Source organism: Xanthomonas sp. NCPPB 1068, from assembly GCF_041479385.2.
GTDB classification, from domain to species: Bacteria; Pseudomonadota; Gammaproteobacteria; order Xanthomonadales; family Xanthomonadaceae; genus Xanthomonas; species Xanthomonas cannabis.
On sequence record NZ_CM192986.1, the window covers coordinates 2,489,752 to 2,510,013 of the forward strand.

Here is a 20,262-nt window from a genome sequence, read left to right on the forward strand (position 1 = left end):
GTACCGCGACCTGCTGGGTAAGGCCGCCCCCCCCACCCTGCCCCGACCACGTCGGCCGGGGCGCCTTGGCTCAGCTGCGCTTGGCGCGCGCGAACGCGGCCGCCAACGCGTTGTCGGCCGGGGGCGCGGTGATGCGCGGCTTGTTGTTGCCGGCTGCCGGCCCACGTCCGCCGCCATCGCGGCGACCCTGCCCGGGCCCGCCATGACCGCGCGCATCGCGCGATGGCGTCGTGCCGTCGGCCGGTGGCGGCGTGTCGGACAGGCGACAGGTGAGCGCGATGCGCTTGCGCGCCACGTCCACCTCCAGCACCTTGACCTTGACGATGTCGCCGGCCTTGACCACATCGCGCGGATCCTTGACGAAGGTATCGGCCAACGCGGAGATATGCACCAAACCGTCCTGATGCACGCCGATATCGACGAAGGCGCCAAACGCGGCCACGTTGCTGACCACGCCTTCCAGCACCATGCCCGGCTTGAGGTGCTTGATGTCTTCGATACCTTCGGCAAACTGCGCGGCCTTGAACTCCGGGCGCGGGTCGCGGCCGGGTTTTTCCAGCTCTTTCAGAATGTCGCGCACGGTCGGCACACCGAACTGCTCGTCGGTGAACAGCTCCGGCTTGAGCGCGCGCAGGAAGCTGCCATCGCCCAGCAATGCCTTGATCGGCTTGCCGGTATTGGCAACGATGCGCTCGACCACCGGATAGGCTTCCGGATGTACCGCCGACACATCCAGCGGCTCGTCGCCATCGGCAATACGCAGGAAGCCGGCGCATTGTTCGAAGGTCTTGTCGCCCAGTCGCGGCACCTTGAGCAGATCCTTGCGGCGCTTGAACGGGCCGTTGTCGTCGCGATGGCGCACGATGTTCTCGGCCACGGTGCTGGACAAGCCGGACACCCGCGACAGCAGCGCCGCCGACGCAGTATTGACGTAGACGCCGACCGCGTTGACGCAATCCTCCACGCGCGCGTCAAGCGCCTTGGCCAGGCGATATTGATCGACGTCGTGCTGATACTGGCCCACGCCGATTGCCTTGGGCTCGATCTTGACCAGCTCGGCCAAGGGGTCTTGCAGCCGCCGCGCGATCGACACCGCGCCGCGCAACGACACATCCAGGTTGGGAAATTCCTTGGCAGCGAATTCCGACGCCGAATACACCGACGCACCGGCCTCGCTGACCACGATCTTCTGCAGCTTGGTGGCTCCGCACAACGCGATCGCCTCACCGGCCAGTTTGTCGGTTTCGCGGCTGGCGGTGCCGTTGCCGATCGCGATCAGCTCCACGTTGTGCCGCATGCACAATGTCCTGATCGTCTGCAGCGACTGCTCCCACTGGCGTTTGGGCTCGTGCGGATAGATCGTCTCGGTGGCCACCAGTTTGCCGGTGGCATCGACCACGGCGATCTTGCAACCGGTGCGGATGCCCGGGTCCAGCCCCAGCACCACGCGCGGGCCCGCCGGCGCGGCCAGCATCAGGTCCTTGAGATTGTCGCCGAACACCGCAATCGCCTCGGCCTCGGCCTTTTCGCGCGCCTGATTGAACAGGTCCAGCAGCAGGTGCATGTGCAGCTTGGCACGCCAGGTCAGCCGGCACGCGTCGAGCAACCAGCGATCGGCCGGCCGGCCTTCATTGGAAATACCGGCATTGCGCGCCACCCGCCCTTCGGCGTACTGGTGGCCGGCTTCAGCATCGGTGCCAGGGTCCAGATCGAGATAGAGGATTTCTTCGCGGCGCGCGCGAAACAGCGCCAGCAGGCGGTGCGATGGAATCTTTGCCAGCGACTCGGCATGGTCGAAATAGTCGCGGTACTTGGCACCGGCCTCTTCCTTGCCCTCGGCCACCTTTGCGCGGATCACGCCGTGATCGTTGAGCCAGCTGCGCAGCTCGCCCACCAGGGCAGCGTCCTCGCCCCAACGTTCCATCAGGATGGCACGTGCGCCTTCCAGTGCAGCCTTGATGTCGGCCACGCCCTTGTCGGCGTCGATGAAGGCCGCAGCGGCCACTTCCGGCGCCTGGGCCGGATCGGCCAACAAGCCGTCGGCCAAGGGCTCCAGCCCGGCTTCGCGTGCGATCTGCGCGCGGGTGCGCCGCTTGGGCTTGTAGGGCAGGTACAGATCTTCCAGCCGCGACTTGGTATCGGCCGCCGCGATCTCGTTACGCAACTCGTCGCTGAGTTTGCCTTGCTCCCCGATGCTGGACAGGATCGCCGTACGGCGCTCTTCCAGTTCGCGCAGATAGGTCAGGCGCGTTTCGAGGTTACGCAGCTGGGTATCGTCCAGGCCGCCAGTGACTTCCTTGCGGTAGCGGGCGATGAACGGAACACTGGCGCCCTCGTCGAGCAGGGCAATGGCGGCGCGCGCCTGGGCGGGTTGGGCACCGATCTCGTCGGCGATGGTGCGAGCGATCTGCTGGGCAAGCTGGCTATCGTGCATGACGGCGCGGGTAAACCGCTTCACTGAAAACCGGCATTTTCGCAGTGCAGGCCCGCCACGGAAACCCGTTGACAGCGCCGCCGTAAACCTATGCCGTCGCGCTCAGCTGGCGCGGTGGGCGTAATGGGTGGCGGCGCGCTCGACCAGGATGCTCTCCTGCAGCGATTCCAGCGCCATGACACGAATCTTGCCCACGTCCTTCAGCGGCACCATGCGCTCGACGTAGATCTCCGGACCACTGGCGGTCATGGTGCGCGACTTGCTGAAGCCGTAAGGCACAACGCCCTTGTCGCCATCTTTGCTGCCACCGACGTACAGGACAATCGACATGTCACACCCTCTTGCTGCAGTTGTTGCGTTGGGAGGCGCGAGCATAACCAGCGCGCCGTGAGGAGCTTTCCACGCACGTTAACGCCGGCTGTTTGCGGTTTGGTGACGGGCTGAAAGGCCGCGCCCGCCTCACGACCGCTTCACCCCGCTTGGCCGTCCAATCTCGGACCGCCCGCACGTACGACATCGCATGGACCTCAAAAGCGGCTACCCCTTCTGGTCGATCCGCAACGGATTGATGCGCGCCTATCCGCGCCTGGAGCAGGCCACCCACAGCGAGGTCGTGATCGTCGGCGGCGGCGTCACTGCCGCGCTGATTGCCCACGAGTTGCTGCGTAATGGCCACGACGTCATGGTGATCGAGCAACGCGAAATCGGCTGGGGCAGCACCTCGGCCAGCACCGCGCTGCTGCAGTACGAAATCGACACTCCGATGATCGAACTGGCCAGGCAATACGGCATGCCGGCAGCCGCGCTCGCCTACCGCGCCTGCGCGCAGGCCATCGTCGATCTGCAGGACCTGTGCGACAGCCTCGGCGGCTGCGATTTCACCCGCCAGGACAGCCTGTACTACGCCAGCCGCGCGCGCGACCTCAACGACCTGCGCAGCGAGCTGGATGCGCGCCGGACGCATCGGCTGCCGGTGGAATGGGTCGAGCGCGAACCGTTGTGGCACGACTATGGCGTGCGCTCGGACGGCGCGATCCTCAGCCGCCTGGCGGCCAGCGTCGACCCGTATCGGCTGTGCTATCGCCTGTTTGCCGAATGCGAGCAATACGGCGCGCGCATCTTTGATCGCACCAGCATCGCCTCGATCGTACCGCAGGCGCAGCATGTCGAGCTGCGCACCGAAGAAGGCGTCACGGTCCGCGCCGGGCACGTGATCATGGCGGCCGGCTACGGCAACCAGCGGTGGCTCTCGCAACGCGTGGCACGCAACCGCAGCAGCTACGCGTTCGTGACCGACCCGCTGCATGACAGCGACATGGGCGCGCTCAGGCACACCATGATGTGGGAGACCGCACGCCCGTATCTGTACATGCGCAGCACGCCCGATGGCCGTGTGGTGGCAGGCGGCGAAGACGACAATGTCGACATCCCCGCACGCCGCGATACGCGCGTGCAGGGCAAATTGAAGACGCTGCTGAAGAAGATCGACAAGACCATGCCGGACATGCGCCTGCGCCCGGTGTTTTCGTGGGCCGGCACGTTTGCCGAAACCGCCGACGGGCTGCCGTTCTTCGGCGCGCATGCCGAACACGGCCCGCGCCTGCTGTTTGCGATGGCCTATGGCGGCAATGGCATCACCTATAGCGCGATCGGGGCTGGCCTGCTGCGTGCACAGCTGGAAGGCAGGCCACATCCACTGCACGCGCTGTTCGGGTTCGAACGATTGGATTGAGCGCGCCGGGCCTGGCTGCGGCGTTGCCGGCCGGCGCCGTGGCAGATGTCGCGGCCGGCGTTGCATCACGCAAGGATTGATCTCACTCGCCTGCACTGAATCGCACTGGCAAGCTCACGTTTCTACCGCGCGCAATGTAATCGCCTGACGCATCAGGTGCACGGCAAGCATCCGGAGCGCCTGACAGCCGACGCCTGCGATCGGCATGCGGCACCACCCCGTACCGAGCAGCGATTCAGCGCATCAGGCCCTGGACCGACCATGGCCACCATCCCTGCCCATGCAGCGCATAGGCATCGGCCGCACGCTCCAGCGGGTTGCGCACGTGGATGCCGCCACACAGCAGATACACCGGCAGAAACAGCGGCCCGAGCACCATGTATTGATAGACATGCGCACGCTCGTGGTCACCCAGGCGTACCGGCGGATCTTCACAACGGCCGGCCGCATGCGCGTAGGTGCTGCACTGCAGGTCCAGCGACGCCCCCTTGAGCAGGATCACATTGCCAAGCGTCATCGCCCCGCCCGGCCCCCACGGCCAGGCATGAAAGACGATGGCATGTTCCTGAGGCGACCAACGCGCACGTGCACCACCACAGCTGCCGATGAGACCCACCAACATGCCGAGCGCGGTATTGGGCAGGGTCCATAACGCGCCCAGCAGCAGCAGGGCCGCTCGCCCGCGCGGCGCCGGGTTCAATCGGCCTGGTTGGGAATCAGCAGCCACAGGATCAGATAGACCAGGATGCCGGGGAACGCGGCCGAGGCGATCGAGACGATGACGAACAACACGCGCAGCAGCGTGGAGCTCCAGCCGAAGCGGCGCGCGATGCCACCGACGACGCCGGCAATCATGCGATCGTTGAGAGAACGGGACAGTGCGGTGGTGGCCATGGGCAGACTCCTGAAAACGTGGCGGTCAGTCTAGAAACACCGACGACAGCGAACCGTGACGGCGTTTCAGGACGATCCACACCCGGCCATTGCAACCGCCCGTCCGTCAGCGGTCGTCGCGGGCCTGCAGCCAGCGATGGATGGCCACCGGTACCTCGCGCTGCGCACGCCCGGACACATAGATGCCGATATGCCCGCCGCGAAAACTCAGCTCGCTGTAATCCTGGCTTCCCACCAGCCCGCGCAACGCACGCGAGGCGTCGGGCGGCACCAGATGATCATGCTCGGCGTAGATGTTGAGAACCGGCATGTCCACGTCCTGCAGATCCACCGGCTGCCCGCCGATGACCACCTGCCCGGTCACCAGTCCATTACGTTGATAGAACAAGGTGACGAACTCGCGGAACGCCTCGCCGGCCAGATCGGGCGAGTCGAAGATCCATTTTTCCATGCGCAGGAAATCTTCCAGCGCCTGCTTGTCGTCCAGAATGTCCAGCAGGCCGACATACTTCTGCAGATTGAGCCGGAACGGTTTGAGCATCAGGTAACTGGCGTTCATCAGATCCGCCGGCACGTTGCCCATGGTGTCGACGAACAGGTCCACATCGACCATGCGCGCCCAGTTGGACAGCATGTTGTCGGGAGTGTGGAAATCCACCGGCGTGACCATGGTGATCAGGTTGCGCACCTTGTGGCGTTGCAGCGCGGCGTAGCACAGCGAGAACGTGCCGCCCTGGCAGATGCCGAGCACGTCGACCGCGTCCAGCCCCGCGTGCGCGCGCAGGTGGTCCACCGCGCCATCGATGTAACGCAGCAGATAGTCTTCGAGGGTGAGGTAGCGCTCGGAGCGGTCCGGGTAGCCCCAGTCCAGCACATAGACATCCTGACCGTGGCTCAGCAGCCCCTTGACCAGCGATCGGTCGGCCTGCAGGTCCACCATGTAGGGCCGGTTGACCAGCGCATACACGATCAGCAGCGGCGTCCTGGCTACCGGCGCCTGATCGCCGACGAAGCGGTACAGCACCACCTTGCCGTCGCGCCAGATCTCTTCGCGCTCGGTGACCCCGTAGTCGACGTCTTCCACGCCGGGCAGCAGCTTGAGGCCCTCGCGCAACTTGCGCTGCAGCGACAGGGTTTCCTGCATCAGGTCTTCGGCACTGAATCCCAACGGCCCTTTCATGCCTTGGCTCCACGTGACCTGCCTGCGGCCGGCTTGCGGACGGGCGAGGTAGCCGGTGTCGCTGTCGAGGTGGGTCTCGAGGCAGGCGTGGATGCAGGTTTTGCTGCAGCGGTCTTTTTCACTGCAGGCTTTGCCGACGATGCCGCCTTGGGGGCCGCCGCCCTTGCTGCAGACTGCTTGCCCGCGTCGGTCGATGCCGAACGCCCGGGCGCCGTTCCGGCATTGGGTGGCGCTGCACGCCTGGACGGTGCCGCAGCACCCGGATCGGCCGGCGTGGCCTGCGCAGGCTTGCCGGCGGGGCTGACGCCCACGCCGCTGCGCAGCATGCGCCGCACCACGCGTTCCAGGTCTGCGATGCGGCGGTGGGCGGCATCCATTTCCGAGCGCGTCGGCATCCCGAAGCGTTCGCTGAGCTGTTCGACCTCTTCCTGCAGGGCGGCGCGCAACCGCATATGCGCATTGGCAAACCCGCCGTACACCTGGCGAAACTGGTCCGACAGGGCCACATCGGCGTAGGACTCTTCGGCAGCTTCGATCCACAGATCGAACAAGGCGCGTGCACTGGTCAGCTGACTGCCGCTGCTTTCGTGCTCGCCCAGCTTGCTGGTGAACCGGCTGAACGCCTGCTCGATTGCGGCCTTCAGCTGCTCGCCGTACGCCTGCGACTGCGCCTGGTACTCCTGCTGCGCGCGGGCAAGCTTCTGCAGCCGGGCCTGATGATTGCGGTTGAGGCCAAACGCGGGCATGTCCAGCCACGGCGCATTTTCTTCGCGCCACTTGCCCAGGGTCTGCGCAGCCTCCTGCAGCCACGGGTCGAAGCCGCCGGGGCTGCCGCCGCGCAGCGAGCCCAGCGTCCATTGCATCAATTGTTCGCCCTGCCCCTGCACGGCGCGCCGCCAGGCATCGGAGACTTCGTTGGCCGAGGTATCGCGGCCGGCAAACTGGGCGGCCACCTGCTGCATGGTGCCGAACCAGCCTCCGGCCTGGGTCCGGAAGCGGTCGATCGCCTCCTGCGCCTGCGGCGCGGCCTGGGTGGGCAGCAGCTGCGACCACCAGTCAACGGCCTTGCGCCAGTCCTGCGGGGCCTCGCCTGGCGGGCCCGGCGGTGGCTGCGCCCCAGCGGCGGACTGACCGTGACGCATGGCATCTCCCCAGGCGCTCCAGTACTGGCGCGCCTTGTCCTCGAAGTTGCCGTTGTCCGAACCGCTGCTTGCCATCATCCCCTCCCGTGACCGTCCACCCAGCCATCCTACCGCGTGCGCCCGCGTGTGCCGGTCAGGGTTTGGGGATACGCAAGGTCTTGCTGATCATCAGCGAGCCGGAGATCGCAAACAGCAGCACCAGCGGGTGGAACTGCCACGGCCCGAGTTGCCACTGCCCCCACCACAAGGTCTGGCCGATGTGCCCGCTGCTGGCGGCCACCGCAAGCAGGATCACCAGCACCAGGCTGGTCGGAATCGGCGTGCCTTCGAAGTACGGCACCTTGTCGGCGTCGCCGGCGATCTCTTCGGCGGTCACGTTGTAGCGCGCCAGCCGGCTGACCCCGCAGCAGACGAAGTAGCTCAGCACCAGCCAGTCCCAACCGCCGCGCATGCCGCAGGCGTAGCCGAGCGCTGCCGGCGCCACACCAAAGGAGATCACATCCGCCAGAGAATCCAGTTCTCGGCCCAGCGTGGAGGACGCCTTGCGCCAACGCGCGACATGCCCGTCGAGCGCGTCGAAGACGAACGCCAGCGGAATCAGCGCCATACCCAGCAGCAGATCGCCACGGTGGCCTTCCTGCAGGAAGCGCATTGCCGCAAACACCGCTCCGGTGCCACAGAAGGCATTGGCCAGCGTGAACCAGTCCGCCAGTTGGAAATCGCGCAGCATCGAGAAATGGCGTTTCATGCGGAACCTGATCAGAACGAGGCGCAAAGGGTAACGCGCGCGCGCCAGGCAGGCGACCGTTTCGGCATCCTCCGCTAGGCTGACGACCAGCGTGGCCGCTCCGGGCCACGCACTGCTCAAGGACACCCGATGCACAGCATCCTGATCACCGGCGCGGGCAGCGGCATTGGCGCCGGCCTTGCCGCCCAACTGGCAACCGATGGCCACCACCTGCTGGTCAGCGACATGGACCATGCCGCCGCCACCCACGTCGCGCAGCAACTGTGCGATGCGGGCGGCTCGGCCGAGGCACTGGCGCTGGACGTCACAGACGATGACAGCATTGCGCAGGCCCTGGCGACGGCATCCCGCGCGCCGCAGGTGCTGGTGAATAACGCCGGCCTGCAGCAGGTGGCTGCGCTGGAAGACTTCCCCATGCAGCGCTGGGCGCTGCTGGTGGACGTGATGCTGACCGGCGCTGCGCGACTCAGCCGTGCGGTGCTGCCCAGCATGCGTGCGGCCGGCTATGGCCGCATCGTCAACATCGGCAGCATCCATTCGCTGGTGGCCAGCCCCTACAAGAGCGCCTATGTGGCCGCCAAGCACGGCCTGGTCGGGCTGGCCAAGGTGATCGCGCTGGAGGCCGCCGACTGCGACATCACCGTCAACACGCTCTGCCCCAGCTATGTGCGCACGCCGCTGGTGGAGCGCCAGATTGCCGACCAGGCCCGCACCCGCGGTATCGCCGAAGATGCGGTGATCCGCGATGTGATGCTCAAGCCGATGCCCAAGGGCGCCTTCATTGAGTACGACGAGCTGGCCGGCACGGTGGCTTTCCTGATGTCGCATGCCGCGCGCAACATCACCGGGCAGTCGATCGCCATCGACGGCGGCTGGACGGCGCAATGAGCGCGCTGGCGAAACTTTCGCCAGCCAGCTCGACAACGTTGCAGCGCAAGGGCACCGGGCAGTTGTCCACAGACTTGCCCAGCCGTCATCCACAGGCGATGTGGAGAAGTGCACAACCGCATCGCGGGACCGACATCGGTGTCGATGCCGGCAGCGTATCGTTGCAGCGGGCAATAGGGTTGTGCTCGCTGTAGCGACGCGCGCTGGCCTGACTGAAGCGCGCGCGCGGCGCTGCCAGGTGCAGTGCGTGCACGCGCGGTGCAGCCATCGGCCCGGCCGCGGAGCGCTCGGCCGAGCATGCGTCCGGACCAGGGCAGCAGGCGCCTGGTCAGGCGCTGCGATCTCCCGCGCGCCTCAGACGCGCGAGTACGTCCACGATTGCATGCGTCCATCGCGGTAGGGCATGACGCCGTGAAACGGGCGCGGGTCGCCATCGAACACCAGCGGCAGGAAATGGCGATCGCCTTCCCACATCGGCACCTGGTCCATCTGCGCGACCGGAATCCATTCCAGCGTGCCCTCCGGATTGGAGGTGTGCGGCGTGCCCTGGAAACTGCGGATCAGAAAGACGAAACCCAGCCAGTCCTCGCCCTGCTTGCCAAACCCGGGCCAGCTGATGGTGCCGCGCAGCTGCATGTCGCCACAGTCGACGCCGGCCTCTTCGCGGATCTCGCGACGCATGCAGGCCAGCACGTCCTCGTCCGGCTCCACCTTGCCACCCAACCCGTTGTACTTGCCCAGATGCTGATCGCCGGGACGCGCATTGCGGTGGATCATCAGCACCTGCGTGCCGTCCGGCGACAGCAGGTAGCCAAGCGTGGCGACAATCGGGGTATAGGGCATGGCACGGGATCTGACACGAAGCGCAGCAGTATGACCGATGCAGTCGAGGCTCGCGCGACACGACCGGCCTGTGCGGGCTGCTTGTGCACCGCGTGTCGGCCTTGCAGGAAAACCGACGAAGCCACCTGGCGAACACACCGGTAACGCTCGAGTCCGCCACGTTGCACAGCCGTACAAGCCTTGCCAAATGCGGCACACCGGGCTCGCAAGCCACGCCAGCGTTTCGCGTCTTAGCCGACAGCGGCCTGCGAACCGGGCCGCGGCGGCGCAACGTAGTCCGTATCCAGCTTCAGCGTGGCGACACCGTGACCGCGTTCGGCCAGGTACTCCAGCCATTTGCCCAGGAAGGTGTTCATGCGCATGCGATGGCTGATCAGCTCGGCCGGCGGCGGAAACATCCCCATGACGTCCTGCCAGCGACGGCCGACGTAGCAATGCGTGGTCTCGGCCTGGCGCGCATCTCGATACAGACGCACGTAGGCAGACGGGTCGGGCTCGCCGGTGACCGGGTCGCACAGGTCGTAGGTCAGCCGCAGTTCGACGGTGTAGCGATGGCACTCGATCACATCCAGGCGCAAATCCAGGCCGTCACCGATCGAGGACACATACGACCCGGGTGCCAGATCGGCGGGTGCGAACAGACGGGTCAGGTGCTGGAAGTTTTCTGCATACAACCCCATCAGCCAGCCAAACCGGCTCAGGCGGGGGATGATTTCGAGTTTGCTCAATGCCTGGGCCATGCACCGATCCTACACGCTGCGCTGCCGCACGGGCAGCATTGACGAGGGAACGATCGCAGGCCTACCTTGGCGAGGCACTACCCCGCCCGCTTGATTTCCGCTGGGTTGGCGGCGAGCCTGCCGCCGCGCCGCCGATACGTCCGCAGCGTGAACGCGACGCTTGCTTGCCCACTCCCGAATCCCGCCTACCAATCCCGGCCTCAGAACATCTCGCGCTGCAGCCCCAGCGTGGACAGCACCTTGCTGGAGATTTCCTCGATCGAGGTATTGGTGGTGCTCAACGAAGGAATGCGTTCCATCTGGAACATCCGCTCGGCAATGGCCACCTCGCGGCGACAGGTTTCAGCCGCGCTGTAGCGCGAATTGGCGCGACGTTCCTGGCGGATCTGCTGCAGACGCTCCGGATCGATGGTCAGACCGAACAGCTTGCTGCGGTAATTACGCAAGCGCGGCGGTAGCCGTTCGTTCTCAAGGTCTTCTTCGGTCAACGGATAGTTGGCGGCGCGGATGCCGTAATGCAAGGCCAGGTAGATGCAGGTCGGCGTCTTGCCCGCACGCGACACCGCCACCAGGATCACGTCGGCCTCGTCGTAATTGAGCGCAATGCCGTCGTCATGGCTGAGGGCGAAGTTCATCGCATTGATGCGGCGGTGATAGGTCTCGAAATCCACCATGCCGTGTGCACGCCCCACGCGCGAATGGCGCGGCGCATTGAGCTCGCGCTCAAGCGGCTCGATGAAGGGCGCAAATACGTCCAGCATCAACGCCCCGCTCTCGGCCAGGATCATGCTCAACTGTGGATCGACGCACGAATTGACGACCACTGGACGCACCTGGTACCGCTCCCCGGCCGCGCGCACCCGCATCGCGGCGTCGCGCGCTTTTTCTGCATCATCAATGAACGACATGCGGTCGGTGACGAAGTTGAATCCGCTGAACTGGGTGAGCAGGCTGTGCCCAATCGTTTCAGCGGTGATACCGGTTCCATCGGAGACGTAAAACACCGGCCGGATTGTTGACATCAAGACCACCTCTTTGAACTGGTGTCCAAAACTTACGGGTTCATGCTTGTGCAGATTCCGCTGTGCACTGCATCATAGCGGCTTCTTCCTACGGACGCGGCCATCCAGCCCGCTCGGGCGATGGCCATACGGAGCATCGCGCTTGAACGAGAATATCCTGTGGTTGCATGAGCTACGCCTGGCCGATCTGGCCCGCGTAGGCGGTAAAAATTCCTCGCTCGGCGAGATGATCGGCAACCTGGCCGGGCTGGGCGTGTCGGTTCCGGGTGGATATGCGACCACCGCCGAAGCTTTCAAGGACTTCATCGCACACAACGACCTGTCCAAGCGCATTTTCGACAAGCTCGAAACGCTGGATGTCGAGGACGTCAATGCCCTGACCGTGGCCGGCAAGGAAATCCGCGGCTGGGTGATCGACGCCCCGCTGCAACCGGAGCTGGACCGCGACATCCGCACTGCCTACGACAAGCTGTGCGCCGAAAACGGCGGCGGCGAAGTGGCCGTGGCCGTGCGTTCGTCGGCCACCGCCGAAGATCTGCCGGACGCCTCGTTCGCCGGCCAGCAGGAAACCTTCCTCAACGTGACCGGCGCCGACGATGTGGTGCACAAGGTCAAGGAAGTGTTCGCCTCGCTCTATAACGATCGTGCAATCGCCTACCGCGTGCATCACGGCTTCAAGCACGAGGACGTGTTCCTGTCGGCCGGCGTGCAGTTGATGGTACGCTCGGGCGTGGGTTCGTCGGGCGTGCTGTTCACGCTGGACACCGAATCCGGCTTCCGCGACGTGGTGTTCGTCACCTCCAGCTTCGGCCTGGGCGAGATGGTCGTGCAGGGCGCGGTCAATCCGGACGAATTCTACGTCTACAAGCCGACGCTCACGGCCGGCAAGCCGGCGATCCTGCGTCGCTCGCTGGGCAGCAAGGCCATTCGCATGGTGTATTCGGATGTACCCGGCGAACGCGTGCGTATCGAAGACACGCCGTTGGAGCTGCGCAGCACCTTCTCGATTAGCGACGAGGACGTGCAGGAACTGTCCAAGCAGGCGCTTGTCATCGAAAAGCATTACGGCCGTCCGATGGATATTGAGTGGGCCAAGGACGGTGTCAGCGGCAAGTTGTTCATCGTGCAGGCGCGCCCGGAAACGGTGAAGTCGCGCAGCCACGCCACCCAGATCGAGCGCTTCTCGCTGGAGGCCAAGGACGCCAAGATCCTGGTCGAAGGCCGCGCAGTCGGTGCCAAGATCGGTAGCGGCGTCGCACGTGTGGTGCGCTCACTGGAAGACATGAATCGTGTCCAGGCCGGCGACGTGTTGATCGCCGACATGACCGACCCCGATTGGGAGCCGGTGATGAAGCGCGCCTCGGCGATCGTGACCAACCGTGGCGGGCGCACCTGCCATGCGGCGATCATCGCGCGCGAACTCGGCGTACCGGCGGTGGTCGGCTCGGGCAACGCCACCGAGATCATCAGCGACGGCCAGCTAGTGACCGTGAGCTGCGCCGAAGGCGATACCGGCTTCATCTACGACGGCGAGTTGGCGTTCGAGCGCACCACCACCGATCTGGGCAACATGCCGCCTGCCCCGCTCAAGATCATGATGAACGTGGCCAACCCGGAGCGTGCGTTCGACTTCGGCCAGCTGCCCAACGCCGGCATCGGCCTGGCGCGCCTGGAAATGATCATTGCCGCGCATATCGGCATCCACCCGAACGCGCTGCTGGAGTACGACAAGCAGGACGCCGATGTCCGCAAGAAGATCGACGCCAAGATCGCCGGCTACGGCGACCCGGTGAGCTTCTACGTCAACCGTCTGGCCGAGGGCATCGCCACCCTCACCGCCTCGGTGGCGCCGAATACGGTGATCGTGCGTTTGTCGGACTTCAAGTCCAACGAGTACGCCAACCTGATCGGCGGCTCGCGTTACGAACCGCATGAAGAGAACCCGATGATCGGCTTCCGTGGCGCCAGCCGCTATGTCGATCCGTCCTTCACCAAGGCGTTCGCGCTGGAGTGCAAGGCGGTGCTGAAGGTGCGCAACGAGATGGGCCTGGACAACCTCTGGGTGATGATCCCGTTCGTGCGCACGCTGGAAGAAGGCCGCAAGGTGATCGAGGTGCTGGAGCAGAACGGGCTCAAGCAGGGCGAGAACGGACTCAAGATCATCATGATGTGCGAGCTGCCGTCCAACGCGCTGCTGGCCGATGAATTCCTGGAGATCTTCGACGGCTTCTCGATCGGCTCCAACGACCTGACCCAGCTGACCCTGGGCCTGGATCGCGACTCGTCGATCGTGGCGCACCTGTTCGACGAGCGGAATCCGGCAGTCAAGAAGTTGCTGTCGATGGCCATCAAGTCGGCGCGCGCCAAGGGCAAGTATGTCGGCATCTGCGGCCAGGGGCCGTCGGATCACCCGGAACTGGCAGAGTGGTTGATGCAGGAAGGCATCGAGTCGGTGTCCTTGAATCCTGACACCGTGGTCGATACCTGGCTGCGGCTGGCCAAACTCAAGAGCGAGAGCTGATGGGGCTGTTTGGTGCATTGGTGGCAGCCGCTGCGGGAGCAGCGGCTGCCAAGCCGGCGGCGGTGAAGACGGCCGAACCGGCATTCAATTGGTCGACCATCCCGTGGGCGCAGTACGCCCTCAACTGGGGAGTCGCACTGCTGATCGTGGTGATCGGCATGTGGCTGGCCAGGCAGCTGAGCCAATGGCTGCATCGTGTTCTGAGCCGTGCCCGGGTCGAGATCACCTTGACCAACTTCCTGCGCAATGTCGTCTACGCATTGCTGCTGGTCCTGGTATTTGTCAGTGCACTGAGCCAGATCGGTGTGCCGCCGACCTCGTTGATTGCGGTGCTGGGCGCGGCCGGCCTGGCCGTGGGTCTGGCCTTGAAGGACTCGCTGTCCAATATCGCCGCCGGGGTCATGCTGATCGTGTTGCGACCGATGCGCGACGGCGACCACGTCGTCATTGCCGGCCAGGAAGGCATTGTCGACGAGATCCGGATCTTCCAGACCCGGGTGCGCTCGTTCGATGAGCGCATGATCACCCTGCCCAACAGCACGATCACCACCGCACCCATCATCAACTACAGCACCCTGCCCAACCGGCGTCTCGAGGTGACTGTTGGCGTGGGCTACGAAGACGATCTGAAAAAGGCCCAGCAGCTATTGCTGCAGATCGCCAAGGACAATCCCAACATCCTGGAATCGCCCGCGCCGTTCGTGCAGGTGACCAATCTGGGCGAAAGCACGGTGGATCTGATGTTGTTTGCTTACGCCACCAACGGCAACTTCGGCGCGGCCAAGAGCACCACACTGGAGCAGATCCGCAACCAGTTGCTGGAAAATGGACTCAGCATTCCGTATCCGCAACGCGATCTGCATGTGTATCACCACGACGCCGACGGCAAGCCGATCTCGGAGCTGCTGCTCAAGGGCGTCACCGACGATGGCGACCTGACCAAGGGGCCACCGCTGGCACGCTGAGCCAGCTATTTACGGCGAACAAAAGGCCGCATCGGAAGATGCGGCCTTTGTTGTTTTCGGGGGGCATGCGTTCTCACGAAAGCGCGCGCAGATGCGGACATCCTCCGATCGCATCAGGCCCGGGCAGCGCCGATCAGCCCTGCACGCCTGCCTCGGTGTCACCGCCCAGTGCGCCCATGAACTGGCGATAGTGGCGCAGCTCGTCGATGGAATCGCGGACGTCGCTCAGTGCGGTATGCGCCGAGCTCTTGGCAAACCCGTTGGCCACCGTCGGCGCCCAGCGACGCGCCAGCTCCTTGATGGTGGAGACGTCCAGGTTGCGATAGTGGAAGTAGCGCTCCAGCCGCGACATCTGGCGGTGCAGGAAGCGGCGATCCTGGCAGATCGAATTGCCGCACATCGGCGAAGCGCCGGCACGGATCCACTCGCTCAGGAATGCCACGGTCTGCGCTTCCGCCTGCGCATGGGTGACCTGGCTGTCCAGCACGCGTTGCCACAGTCCCGAGCGCCGATGCTGGTTGCGGTTCCACTCATCCATCGCCTCCAGGGTTTCCAGCGGATGGGCAATGGCCAGTTCCGGCCCTTCGGCAAGCACGTTCAACTGCGCATCGGTCACGATGGTGGCGATCTCGATGATGGAATCGCGGTCGGTATCCAGGCCGGTCATCTCCAGATCGATCCAGATCAGTCGGTCGTTGCCTGCAAGGGTGTCTGCCATATCGCGGTCCTGTGGAGAGCCGTCGCCGGCCGGATGCTGGAAAGGGCGCGCATCATACCGCGGCAAGCCGCTCACGGCAGCAGCGGCGGCTTGCCGCGCTTGGCGCGGAAATAATTGGTCAGGCGCAGACTGGCGTCGGCTGCCAGCACCCCACCGCTGACCTGCACACGGTGGTTGTGGCGCGGGTCGGCAAGCAGGTCGAACACGCTGCCGCAGGCGCCGGTCTTGGGGTCGCTTGCCGCGAACACCACGCGCGCGATGCGCGCATGGATCATGGCCATGGCGCACATTGCACATGGCTCCAGGGTGACATAGAGCGTGCAGCCGATCAGGCGGTGATTGGCCAGCCGGCGGCCGCCCTCGCGCATGGCCATGATCTCGGCGTGCGCGCTGGGATCGTGACTGGCGATGTTGTAGTTCCAGCCTTCGCCCAGCAGTGTGCCGGCTGCATCGACCAGCACCGCCCCTACCGGAATCTCGTCATAGTCGCGCTCGGCACGCTCGGCCAGGCGCAAGGCGTGGTGCATCCAGCGCGCGTCGAGCGCCGCCTGGGACGCATCGAGCGCTGCACCGGCCGGTGCGTCGGCCGACGCGTTCACGCGGCCGGGCCGCCCTGGCGGTCCAGAAACGCGGCAAAGGCCGCCACGGTGGCCTCGCTGACATGGTGCTCGATGCCCTCGGCGTCGCGGCGGGCGGTGGCCTCGTCGATGCCAAGGGCAAGCAGGAAGCGTTCGACGATCTGGTGCCGCTGGCGACTGGACGCGGCCAATGCCTCGCCCGCCGGGGTCAGGAAGACGCCACGATACGGCCGCTGCACCACCCAGCCATCGCGCACCAGGCGCTTGAGCATCTTGGCCACGGTGGGTTGGGCCACGCCCAAGCGCGCGGCGATATCGACCTGGCGCGCCTCGCCGCCGTCCACCAGCAGGTCGGAGATCAGCTCCACGTAGTCCTCGACCAGCTCGGCGCGGCGCGCTTCGCGCACCTGGCGGAAGCTCTCCATATGCACCTGCGCATCGATCAGGGACGGCGTGGCCGCCTCCAGCTTTTCGCTCTTGCCCACCCTTGTCCTCGTCATCCCGTCCGGCCTCGCTGCCGGGGCGCCTAGTTTGAGGCACGCGGCCGATCAATACGATTGGGTTTGCCAATGCTCAACAGCATAGCACTTGCTATATCATCCCGTTGACCGCCCTTTGCCTGCCGCGCATGTCCACCGATACCCCTGCGTCTGTCCGCTTGCCCGCCGCGTCCACTGGTGGGCTCGGAGATCACCACGCCAGCGTGGCCGTCCCTGGCGGTGGTCACTGGTGGTTCCGGCTGCTGGCGTTCCTGGGGCCGGGCTACATGGTGTCGGTGGGGTACATGGACCCGGGCAATTGGGCCACCGACCTGGCCGGCGGTTCGCAGTTCGGCTATCTGCTGCTGTCGGTGATCCTGCTGTCCAACATCATGGCCATCGTGCTGCAGGGCCTGTCGGCGCGGCTGGGGATTGCCACCGGCCTGGACCTGGCGCAGGCCTGCCGGGCGCGCTACCCGCGCGGCGTGAACCTGGCCTTGTGGGGACTGTGCGAGCTGGCGATCATCGCCTGCGATCTGGCCGAAGTGATCGGCACGGCGATCGCGTTGAAGCTGCTGTTCGGCATCCCGCTGACGCTGGGCGCGATCATCACCGCAGTGGATGTGGTGCTGGTGCTGCTGTTGATGCACCGGGGCTTCCGTGCGCTGGAAGCATTCGTGATGGCCTTGCTGCTGATCATCTTCGTGTGTTTCGGCATCCAGATCGCGCTGGCGGCCCCGCCGGTTGCGGCGGTGCTGGGCGGCTTCATTCCGCACGCGCGCGTGGTCACCGACCCGCAGGCGCTGTACCTGGCGATCGGCATCATCGGGGCGACCGTGATGCCGCATAACCTGTATCTGCATTCCTCGATCGTGCAGACACGTGCGTACCCGCGTACCGATGACGGACGGCGCTCGGCACTGCGCTGGGCGGTCACCGACAGCACGGTGGCGCTGATGCTCGCATTGTTCATCAATGCCTCGATCCTGATCCTGGCCGCAGCGGTGTTTCATGCGCAAGGCCGCACCGACGTGCAGGAGATCGAACAGGCGCACGCGCTGCTGGCGCCGATGCTGGGCGTGGGCCTGGCCTCGACCCTGTTCGCAGTCGCCCTGCTCGCCTCCGGCGTCAACTCCACCGTGACCGCGACCCTGGCCGGGCAGATCGTGATGGAAGGCTTCCTGCAACTGCGGCTGCCGCCATGGCTGCGCCGGTTGCTGACCCGCGGTATCGCCATCGTGCCGGTGGTGGTGGTGACCTGGTTGTACGGCGAAGCCGGCACGGCGCGGCTGCTGGTGCTGAGCCAGGTGGTGCTGTCGATGCAACTGCCGTTTGCGGTGATCCCGCTGGTGCGCTTCGTCGCCGACCGCCGACTGATGGGCGCGCTGGTGGCGCCGGCGTGGCTGGTGCGCGTGGCCTGGCTGATTGCCGCAGTGATCGTGGCCTTGAACGGCAAGCTGCTGTGGGACACAGCAATGCACTGAGCGTCGCGTGCGGGCTACGCTTTTCGACATCGCATCCATGCGCTCCGCGCGCGTGCGCACGACGCAGCCCATCGATTGATCGCCGGGCAGAAGCGCCCCGTTCGCACTCCTGCGCGCTGACGGGCAGGCCCTGCCCGGTGCAGTGAGCGATGCGCTACGCCTGCAAGCGTCCAGGTAGCAGAGCGCACGCAGATGCAATCTGCAACGGCCCCGCAAGCGGTCTACTGCGCAGATGCACCGGCACGTCCGTGACTGCGCCGCACCCAATGGCGTGGGCACGCGCCGCATGGCATGCACTGCGCCATGCGACCGCCGGGCTGCATGCCCTCGCCCACAGGAGTTTCTATGGATCCGTTCGAGGCGCACCCGGCCGATGCCGGACGCCGCAGCTTTCTCATCTCCGGCACGGCAGCCGTGGCAGCGTTGTCGCTGCCCACGTTTGCCACGGCCGCGACGCCCACTCACCCCGCGTCTGCCACCCCACCCCACTCGTCCACTCACGGAGTCAACCCGATGTCCAATTTCGTCAAACGCCCCGACGGGGCCGCCATTTTTTACAAGGACTGGGGCAAGGGCCAGCCGGTCGTGTTTGCACACGGTTGGCCACTCAGCGGCGATGCCTGGGACGCGCAGATGCTGTTCATGGGGCAGCACGGCTACCGCGTCATCGCGCATGACCGCCGCAGCCATGGCCGTTCCAGCCAGACCTGGGACGGCAACAACATGGACACCTACGCCGACGACCTGGCCGCCGTAATCGAGGCGCTGGACCTGAAGGATGCCATCCTGGTCGGCCATTCCACCGGCGGTGGCGAAGTGGCGCACTATGTGGGCCGTCATGGCAGCAAGCGCGTGGCCAAGGTGGTGCTGGTCGGCGCGGTGCCGCCGCAGATGGTCAAGAGCCCGACCAATCCCGGCGGCCTGCCGATGAGCGTGTTCGACGGCATCCGCGACGGCGTGGCCAAGGACCGCTCGCAGTTCTACCAGGACCTGGCCACGCCGTTCTTCGGCGCCAACCGCGACGGCAACAAGGTCACCCAGGGCATGCGCGATTCGTTCTGGCTGCAGGGGATGCTGGGCGGCCACAAGGGTCAGTACGACTGCATCAGGGAATTTTCCGAGGTCGACTACACCGCCGACCTGAAGAAGATCGATGTGCCGGCACTGGTGGTGCATGGCGACGACGACCAGATCGTCCCGATCGATGCATCGGCCAAGCTGTCGGCCAAGATCATCAAGAATGCCGAGCTGAAGATCTATGCGGGCGCGCCGCATGGCCTGACCTTCACCCACGCCGATCAGTTCAACAAGGATCTGCTGGCGTTCGCCAAGGCCTGATCGCTGCTGTCACGCGCACGACAAGGGCCGGCTCGTGAGAGCCGGCCTTTTCTGCGTTGACGATACTGATGCTGGATCCGGGAAGGGCTGAATCAACGGCGGGCAGTCTTCAGTTGGGTGTAGTGCCGCAATGCCGTCTGCATAGACAGCAGCAAGGTGCAGCGCTGCCTTATTGCAGCAACCAGTCGGCCAGCAGGAACCCGCCGCTCATTGCCACTACCAGCAGCGCACCGGTCAGGCGTGGCGGTGCCGGCAACGGCAGATCGAGCAGACGACAGCCAACGCCAATCGCCAGTGCAAGCAGCACCCCGAGCAATGCCAGGCTCATGCGTCGCCCTGCCCTGCACTGCGGCCGCTGGGTCCGCCGCAATGCGTCAGATGACGTGCGGCACGCCGGGCCAGGAACCGGTCGGCCACTGCATAGCCGCATGTCATCGCCAGCACCAGCAGCGCGCCGACAAAGGCCGTTGGTGCAGGCGATGGAATACCGGCGGCACGGCAACCGACGCCGATGGCCACGCCCAGCACGACACCGCCGATGAACTTCCAGTTCACG

The 20,262-nt window shown here is 65.5% G+C and carries 21 protein-coding genes; 6 read left to right on the top strand and 15 right to left on the bottom strand.

The window, feature by feature from the left end; all coding sequences use genetic code 11:
- Positions 1-70: 70 nt before the first annotated feature.
- Together ACCQ12_RS10605 and ACCQ12_RS10610 are read right to left on the bottom strand one after the other, a co-directional pair.
- Positions 71-2,434, bottom strand: a complete 2,364-nt coding sequence (locus ACCQ12_RS10605; protein ID WP_372381679.1) for a Tex family protein — start codon at positions 2,432-2,434, stop codon at positions 71-73.
- A 102-nt stretch (positions 2,435-2,536) separates the two neighbouring features.
- Positions 2,537-2,764 (bottom strand): hypothetical protein, encoded by a 228-nt coding sequence (locus ACCQ12_RS10610; RefSeq protein ID WP_039409670.1) that lies wholly within the window; start codon positions 2,762-2,764, stop codon positions 2,537-2,539.
- Between the two features lie 190 nt (positions 2,765-2,954).
- Between ACCQ12_RS10610 and ACCQ12_RS10615 the strand changes: the two genes are divergently transcribed.
- Positions 2,955-4,166, top strand: coding sequence for an NAD(P)/FAD-dependent oxidoreductase (locus tag ACCQ12_RS10615; protein ID WP_372381680.1), 1,212 nt, complete (start codon positions 2,955-2,957; stop codon positions 4,164-4,166).
- Positions 4,167-4,401: 235 nt separating this feature from the next.
- Here the strand turns inward: ACCQ12_RS10615 and ACCQ12_RS10620 are convergent, their stop codons facing one another.
- The 5 genes from ACCQ12_RS10620 to ACCQ12_RS10640 all read right to left on the bottom strand — a co-directional run bounded on the left by ACCQ12_RS10620 (position 4,402) and on the right by ACCQ12_RS10640 (position 8,130).
- Positions 4,402-4,788, bottom strand: coding sequence for a hypothetical protein (locus ACCQ12_RS10620; protein WP_372383596.1), 387 nt, complete (start codon positions 4,786-4,788; stop codon positions 4,402-4,404).
- Between the two features lie 74 nt (positions 4,789-4,862).
- Complete coding sequence (locus ACCQ12_RS10625) at positions 4,863-5,060, bottom strand: PspC domain-containing protein (protein ID WP_029219975.1); 198 nt, start codon at positions 5,058-5,060, stop codon at positions 4,863-4,865.
- Positions 5,061-5,166: 106 nt separating this feature from the next.
- Positions 5,167-6,240 (bottom strand): class III poly(R)-hydroxyalkanoic acid synthase subunit PhaC, encoded by a 1,074-nt coding sequence (locus ACCQ12_RS10630; RefSeq protein WP_372381681.1) that lies wholly within the window; start codon positions 6,238-6,240, stop codon positions 5,167-5,169.
- Entirely contained in the window at positions 6,237-7,460 is a 1,224-nt protein-coding gene (gene phaE / locus ACCQ12_RS10635) for a class III poly(R)-hydroxyalkanoic acid synthase subunit PhaE (RefSeq protein WP_372381682.1), read from the bottom strand. Before phaE ends, ACCQ12_RS10630 begins: the two co-directional genes overlap by 4 nt.
- A 55-nt stretch (positions 7,461-7,515) precedes the next feature.
- Positions 7,516-8,130: a CDP-alcohol phosphatidyltransferase family protein gene (locus ACCQ12_RS10640; RefSeq protein WP_039409759.1), complete on the bottom strand. Its 615-nt coding sequence runs from the start codon at positions 8,128-8,130 to the stop codon at positions 7,516-7,518.
- A 129-nt stretch (positions 8,131-8,259) separates the two neighbouring features.
- On the opposite strand from ACCQ12_RS10640, the gene ACCQ12_RS10645 reads away from it, so the two are divergent.
- Positions 8,260-9,018, top strand: a complete 759-nt coding sequence (locus ACCQ12_RS10645) for a 3-hydroxybutyrate dehydrogenase (protein ID WP_166751068.1) — start codon at positions 8,260-8,262, stop codon at positions 9,016-9,018.
- Positions 9,019-9,372: 354 nt separating this feature from the next.
- On the opposite strand, the gene ACCQ12_RS10650 is transcribed toward ACCQ12_RS10645, so the two are convergent.
- The 3 genes from ACCQ12_RS10650 to ppsR all read right to left on the bottom strand — a co-directional run bounded on the left by ACCQ12_RS10650 (position 9,373) and on the right by ppsR (position 11,623).
- Positions 9,373-9,861 (bottom strand): NUDIX hydrolase, encoded by a 489-nt coding sequence (locus tag ACCQ12_RS10650; protein WP_039409691.1) that lies wholly within the window; start codon positions 9,859-9,861, stop codon positions 9,373-9,375.
- Positions 9,862-10,091: 230 nt separating this feature from the next.
- Positions 10,092-10,601: a DUF1249 domain-containing protein gene (locus tag ACCQ12_RS10655; RefSeq protein ID WP_372381683.1), complete on the bottom strand. Its 510-nt coding sequence runs from the start codon at positions 10,599-10,601 to the stop codon at positions 10,092-10,094.
- Positions 10,602-10,801: 200 nt separating this feature from the next.
- On the bottom strand, positions 10,802-11,623 hold the full coding sequence (ppsR, locus tag ACCQ12_RS10660) for a posphoenolpyruvate synthetase regulatory kinase/phosphorylase PpsR (RefSeq protein ID WP_047694908.1): 822 nt from the start codon (positions 11,621-11,623) through the stop codon (positions 10,802-10,804).
- 142 nt (positions 11,624-11,765) lie between these two features.
- Between ppsR and ppsA the strand changes: the two genes are divergently transcribed.
- The gene (gene ppsA / locus ACCQ12_RS10665; RefSeq protein ID WP_372381684.1) at positions 11,766-14,144 is read left to right on the top strand and encodes a phosphoenolpyruvate synthase; all 2,379 of its coding nucleotides are present in this window, start codon (positions 11,766-11,768) and stop codon (positions 14,142-14,144) included.
- Positions 14,144-15,109 (top strand): mechanosensitive ion channel family protein, encoded by a 966-nt coding sequence (locus ACCQ12_RS10670; protein WP_039564083.1) that lies wholly within the window; start codon positions 14,144-14,146, stop codon positions 15,107-15,109. The genes ppsA and ACCQ12_RS10670 overlap by 1 nt, the downstream gene beginning before the upstream one ends.
- A gap of 133 nt (positions 15,110-15,242) precedes the next feature.
- Here ACCQ12_RS10670 and orn read toward each other — a convergent pair whose 3' ends face one another.
- From orn to mntR, 3 genes are all read right to left on the bottom strand, one after another.
- Entirely contained in the window at positions 15,243-15,827 is a 585-nt protein-coding gene (gene orn / locus ACCQ12_RS10675; protein WP_039564095.1) for an oligoribonuclease, read from the bottom strand.
- Positions 15,828-15,898: 71 nt separating this feature from the next.
- A complete protein-coding gene (gene tadA, locus ACCQ12_RS10680; RefSeq protein WP_372383597.1) occupies positions 15,899-16,354 on the bottom strand; it encodes a tRNA adenosine(34) deaminase TadA in 456 nt (151 codons plus the stop codon).
- Positions 16,355-16,422: 68 nt separating this feature from the next.
- Positions 16,423-16,890, bottom strand: a complete 468-nt coding sequence (gene mntR / locus ACCQ12_RS10685) for a manganese-binding transcriptional regulator MntR (RefSeq protein WP_039409702.1) — start codon at positions 16,888-16,890, stop codon at positions 16,423-16,425.
- A 143-nt stretch (positions 16,891-17,033) separates the two neighbouring features.
- Here mntR and ACCQ12_RS10690 point away from each other — a divergent pair, with 143 nt between their 5' ends.
- Positions 17,034-18,368, top strand: coding sequence for an Nramp family divalent metal transporter (locus ACCQ12_RS10690; RefSeq protein ID WP_372381685.1), 1,335 nt, complete (start codon positions 17,034-17,036; stop codon positions 18,366-18,368).
- Positions 18,369-18,881: 513 nt separating this feature from the next.
- Positions 18,882-19,706, top strand: coding sequence for an alpha/beta fold hydrolase (locus tag ACCQ12_RS10695; RefSeq protein ID WP_184371132.1), 825 nt, complete (start codon positions 18,882-18,884; stop codon positions 19,704-19,706).
- Positions 19,707-19,875: 169 nt separating this feature from the next.
- On the opposite strand, the gene ACCQ12_RS10700 is transcribed toward ACCQ12_RS10695, so the two are convergent.
- Positions 19,876-20,034, bottom strand: coding sequence for a XapX domain-containing protein (locus tag ACCQ12_RS10700; RefSeq protein ID WP_039409705.1), 159 nt, complete (start codon positions 20,032-20,034; stop codon positions 19,876-19,878).
- A complete protein-coding gene (locus ACCQ12_RS10705) occupies positions 20,031-20,261 on the bottom strand; it encodes a DUF1427 family protein (RefSeq protein WP_039409767.1) in 231 nt (76 codons plus the stop codon). The genes ACCQ12_RS10700 and ACCQ12_RS10705 overlap by 4 nt, the downstream gene beginning before the upstream one ends.
- Between the last annotated feature and the right edge of the window lies 1 nt (position 20,262).

Bases quoted from the DNA above. Each gene is read 5' to 3' on its own strand.
- ACCQ12_RS10610 (WP_039409670.1), bottom strand. From the start codon at position 2,764: ATGTCGATTGTCCTGTACGTCGGTGGCAGCAAAGATGGCGACAAGGGC.
- ACCQ12_RS10695 (WP_184371132.1), top strand. From the start codon at position 18,882: ATGTCCAATTTCGTCAAACGCCCCGACGGGGCCGCCATTTTTTACAAG.
- ACCQ12_RS10655 (WP_372381683.1), bottom strand. From the start codon at position 10,601: ATGGCCCAGGCATTGAGCAAACTCGAAATCATCCCCCGCCTGAGCCGG.
- ACCQ12_RS10620 (WP_372383596.1), bottom strand. From the start codon at position 4,788: ATGTTGGTGGGTCTCATCGGCAGCTGTGGTGGTGCACGTGCGCGTTGG.
- ppsR (WP_047694908.1), bottom strand. From the start codon at position 11,623: ATGTCAACAATCCGGCCGGTGTTTTACGTCTCCGATGGAACCGGTATC.
- ACCQ12_RS10670 (WP_039564083.1), top strand. From the start codon at position 14,144: ATGGGGCTGTTTGGTGCATTGGTGGCAGCCGCTGCGGGAGCAGCGGCT.
- orn (WP_039564095.1), bottom strand. From the start codon at position 15,827: ATGGCAGACACCCTTGCAGGCAACGACCGACTGATCTGGATCGATCTG.
- tadA (WP_372383597.1), bottom strand. From the start codon at position 16,354: ATGCACCACGCCTTGCGCCTGGCCGAGCGTGCCGAGCGCGACTATGAC.
- ACCQ12_RS10700 (WP_039409705.1), bottom strand. From the start codon at position 20,034: ATGAGCCTGGCATTGCTCGGGGTGCTGCTTGCACTGGCGATTGGCGTT.
- phaE (WP_372381682.1), bottom strand. From the start codon at position 7,460: ATGATGGCAAGCAGCGGTTCGGACAACGGCAACTTCGAGGACAAGGCG.
- ACCQ12_RS10615 (WP_372381680.1), top strand. From the start codon at position 2,955: ATGGACCTCAAAAGCGGCTACCCCTTCTGGTCGATCCGCAACGGATTG.
- ACCQ12_RS10690 (WP_372381685.1), top strand. From the start codon at position 17,034: ATGTCCACCGATACCCCTGCGTCTGTCCGCTTGCCCGCCGCGTCCACT.
- ACCQ12_RS10645 (WP_166751068.1), top strand. From the start codon at position 8,260: ATGCACAGCATCCTGATCACCGGCGCGGGCAGCGGCATTGGCGCCGGC.
- ACCQ12_RS10640 (WP_039409759.1), bottom strand. From the start codon at position 8,130: ATGAAACGCCATTTCTCGATGCTGCGCGATTTCCAACTGGCGGACTGG.
- ACCQ12_RS10605 (WP_372381679.1), bottom strand. From the start codon at position 2,434: ATGCACGATAGCCAGCTTGCCCAGCAGATCGCTCGCACCATCGCCGAC.
- ACCQ12_RS10650 (WP_039409691.1), bottom strand. From the start codon at position 9,861: ATGCCCTATACCCCGATTGTCGCCACGCTTGGCTACCTGCTGTCGCCG.
- ACCQ12_RS10625 (WP_029219975.1), bottom strand. From the start codon at position 5,060: ATGGCCACCACCGCACTGTCCCGTTCTCTCAACGATCGCATGATTGCC.
- ACCQ12_RS10630 (WP_372381681.1), bottom strand. From the start codon at position 6,240: ATGAAAGGGCCGTTGGGATTCAGTGCCGAAGACCTGATGCAGGAAACC.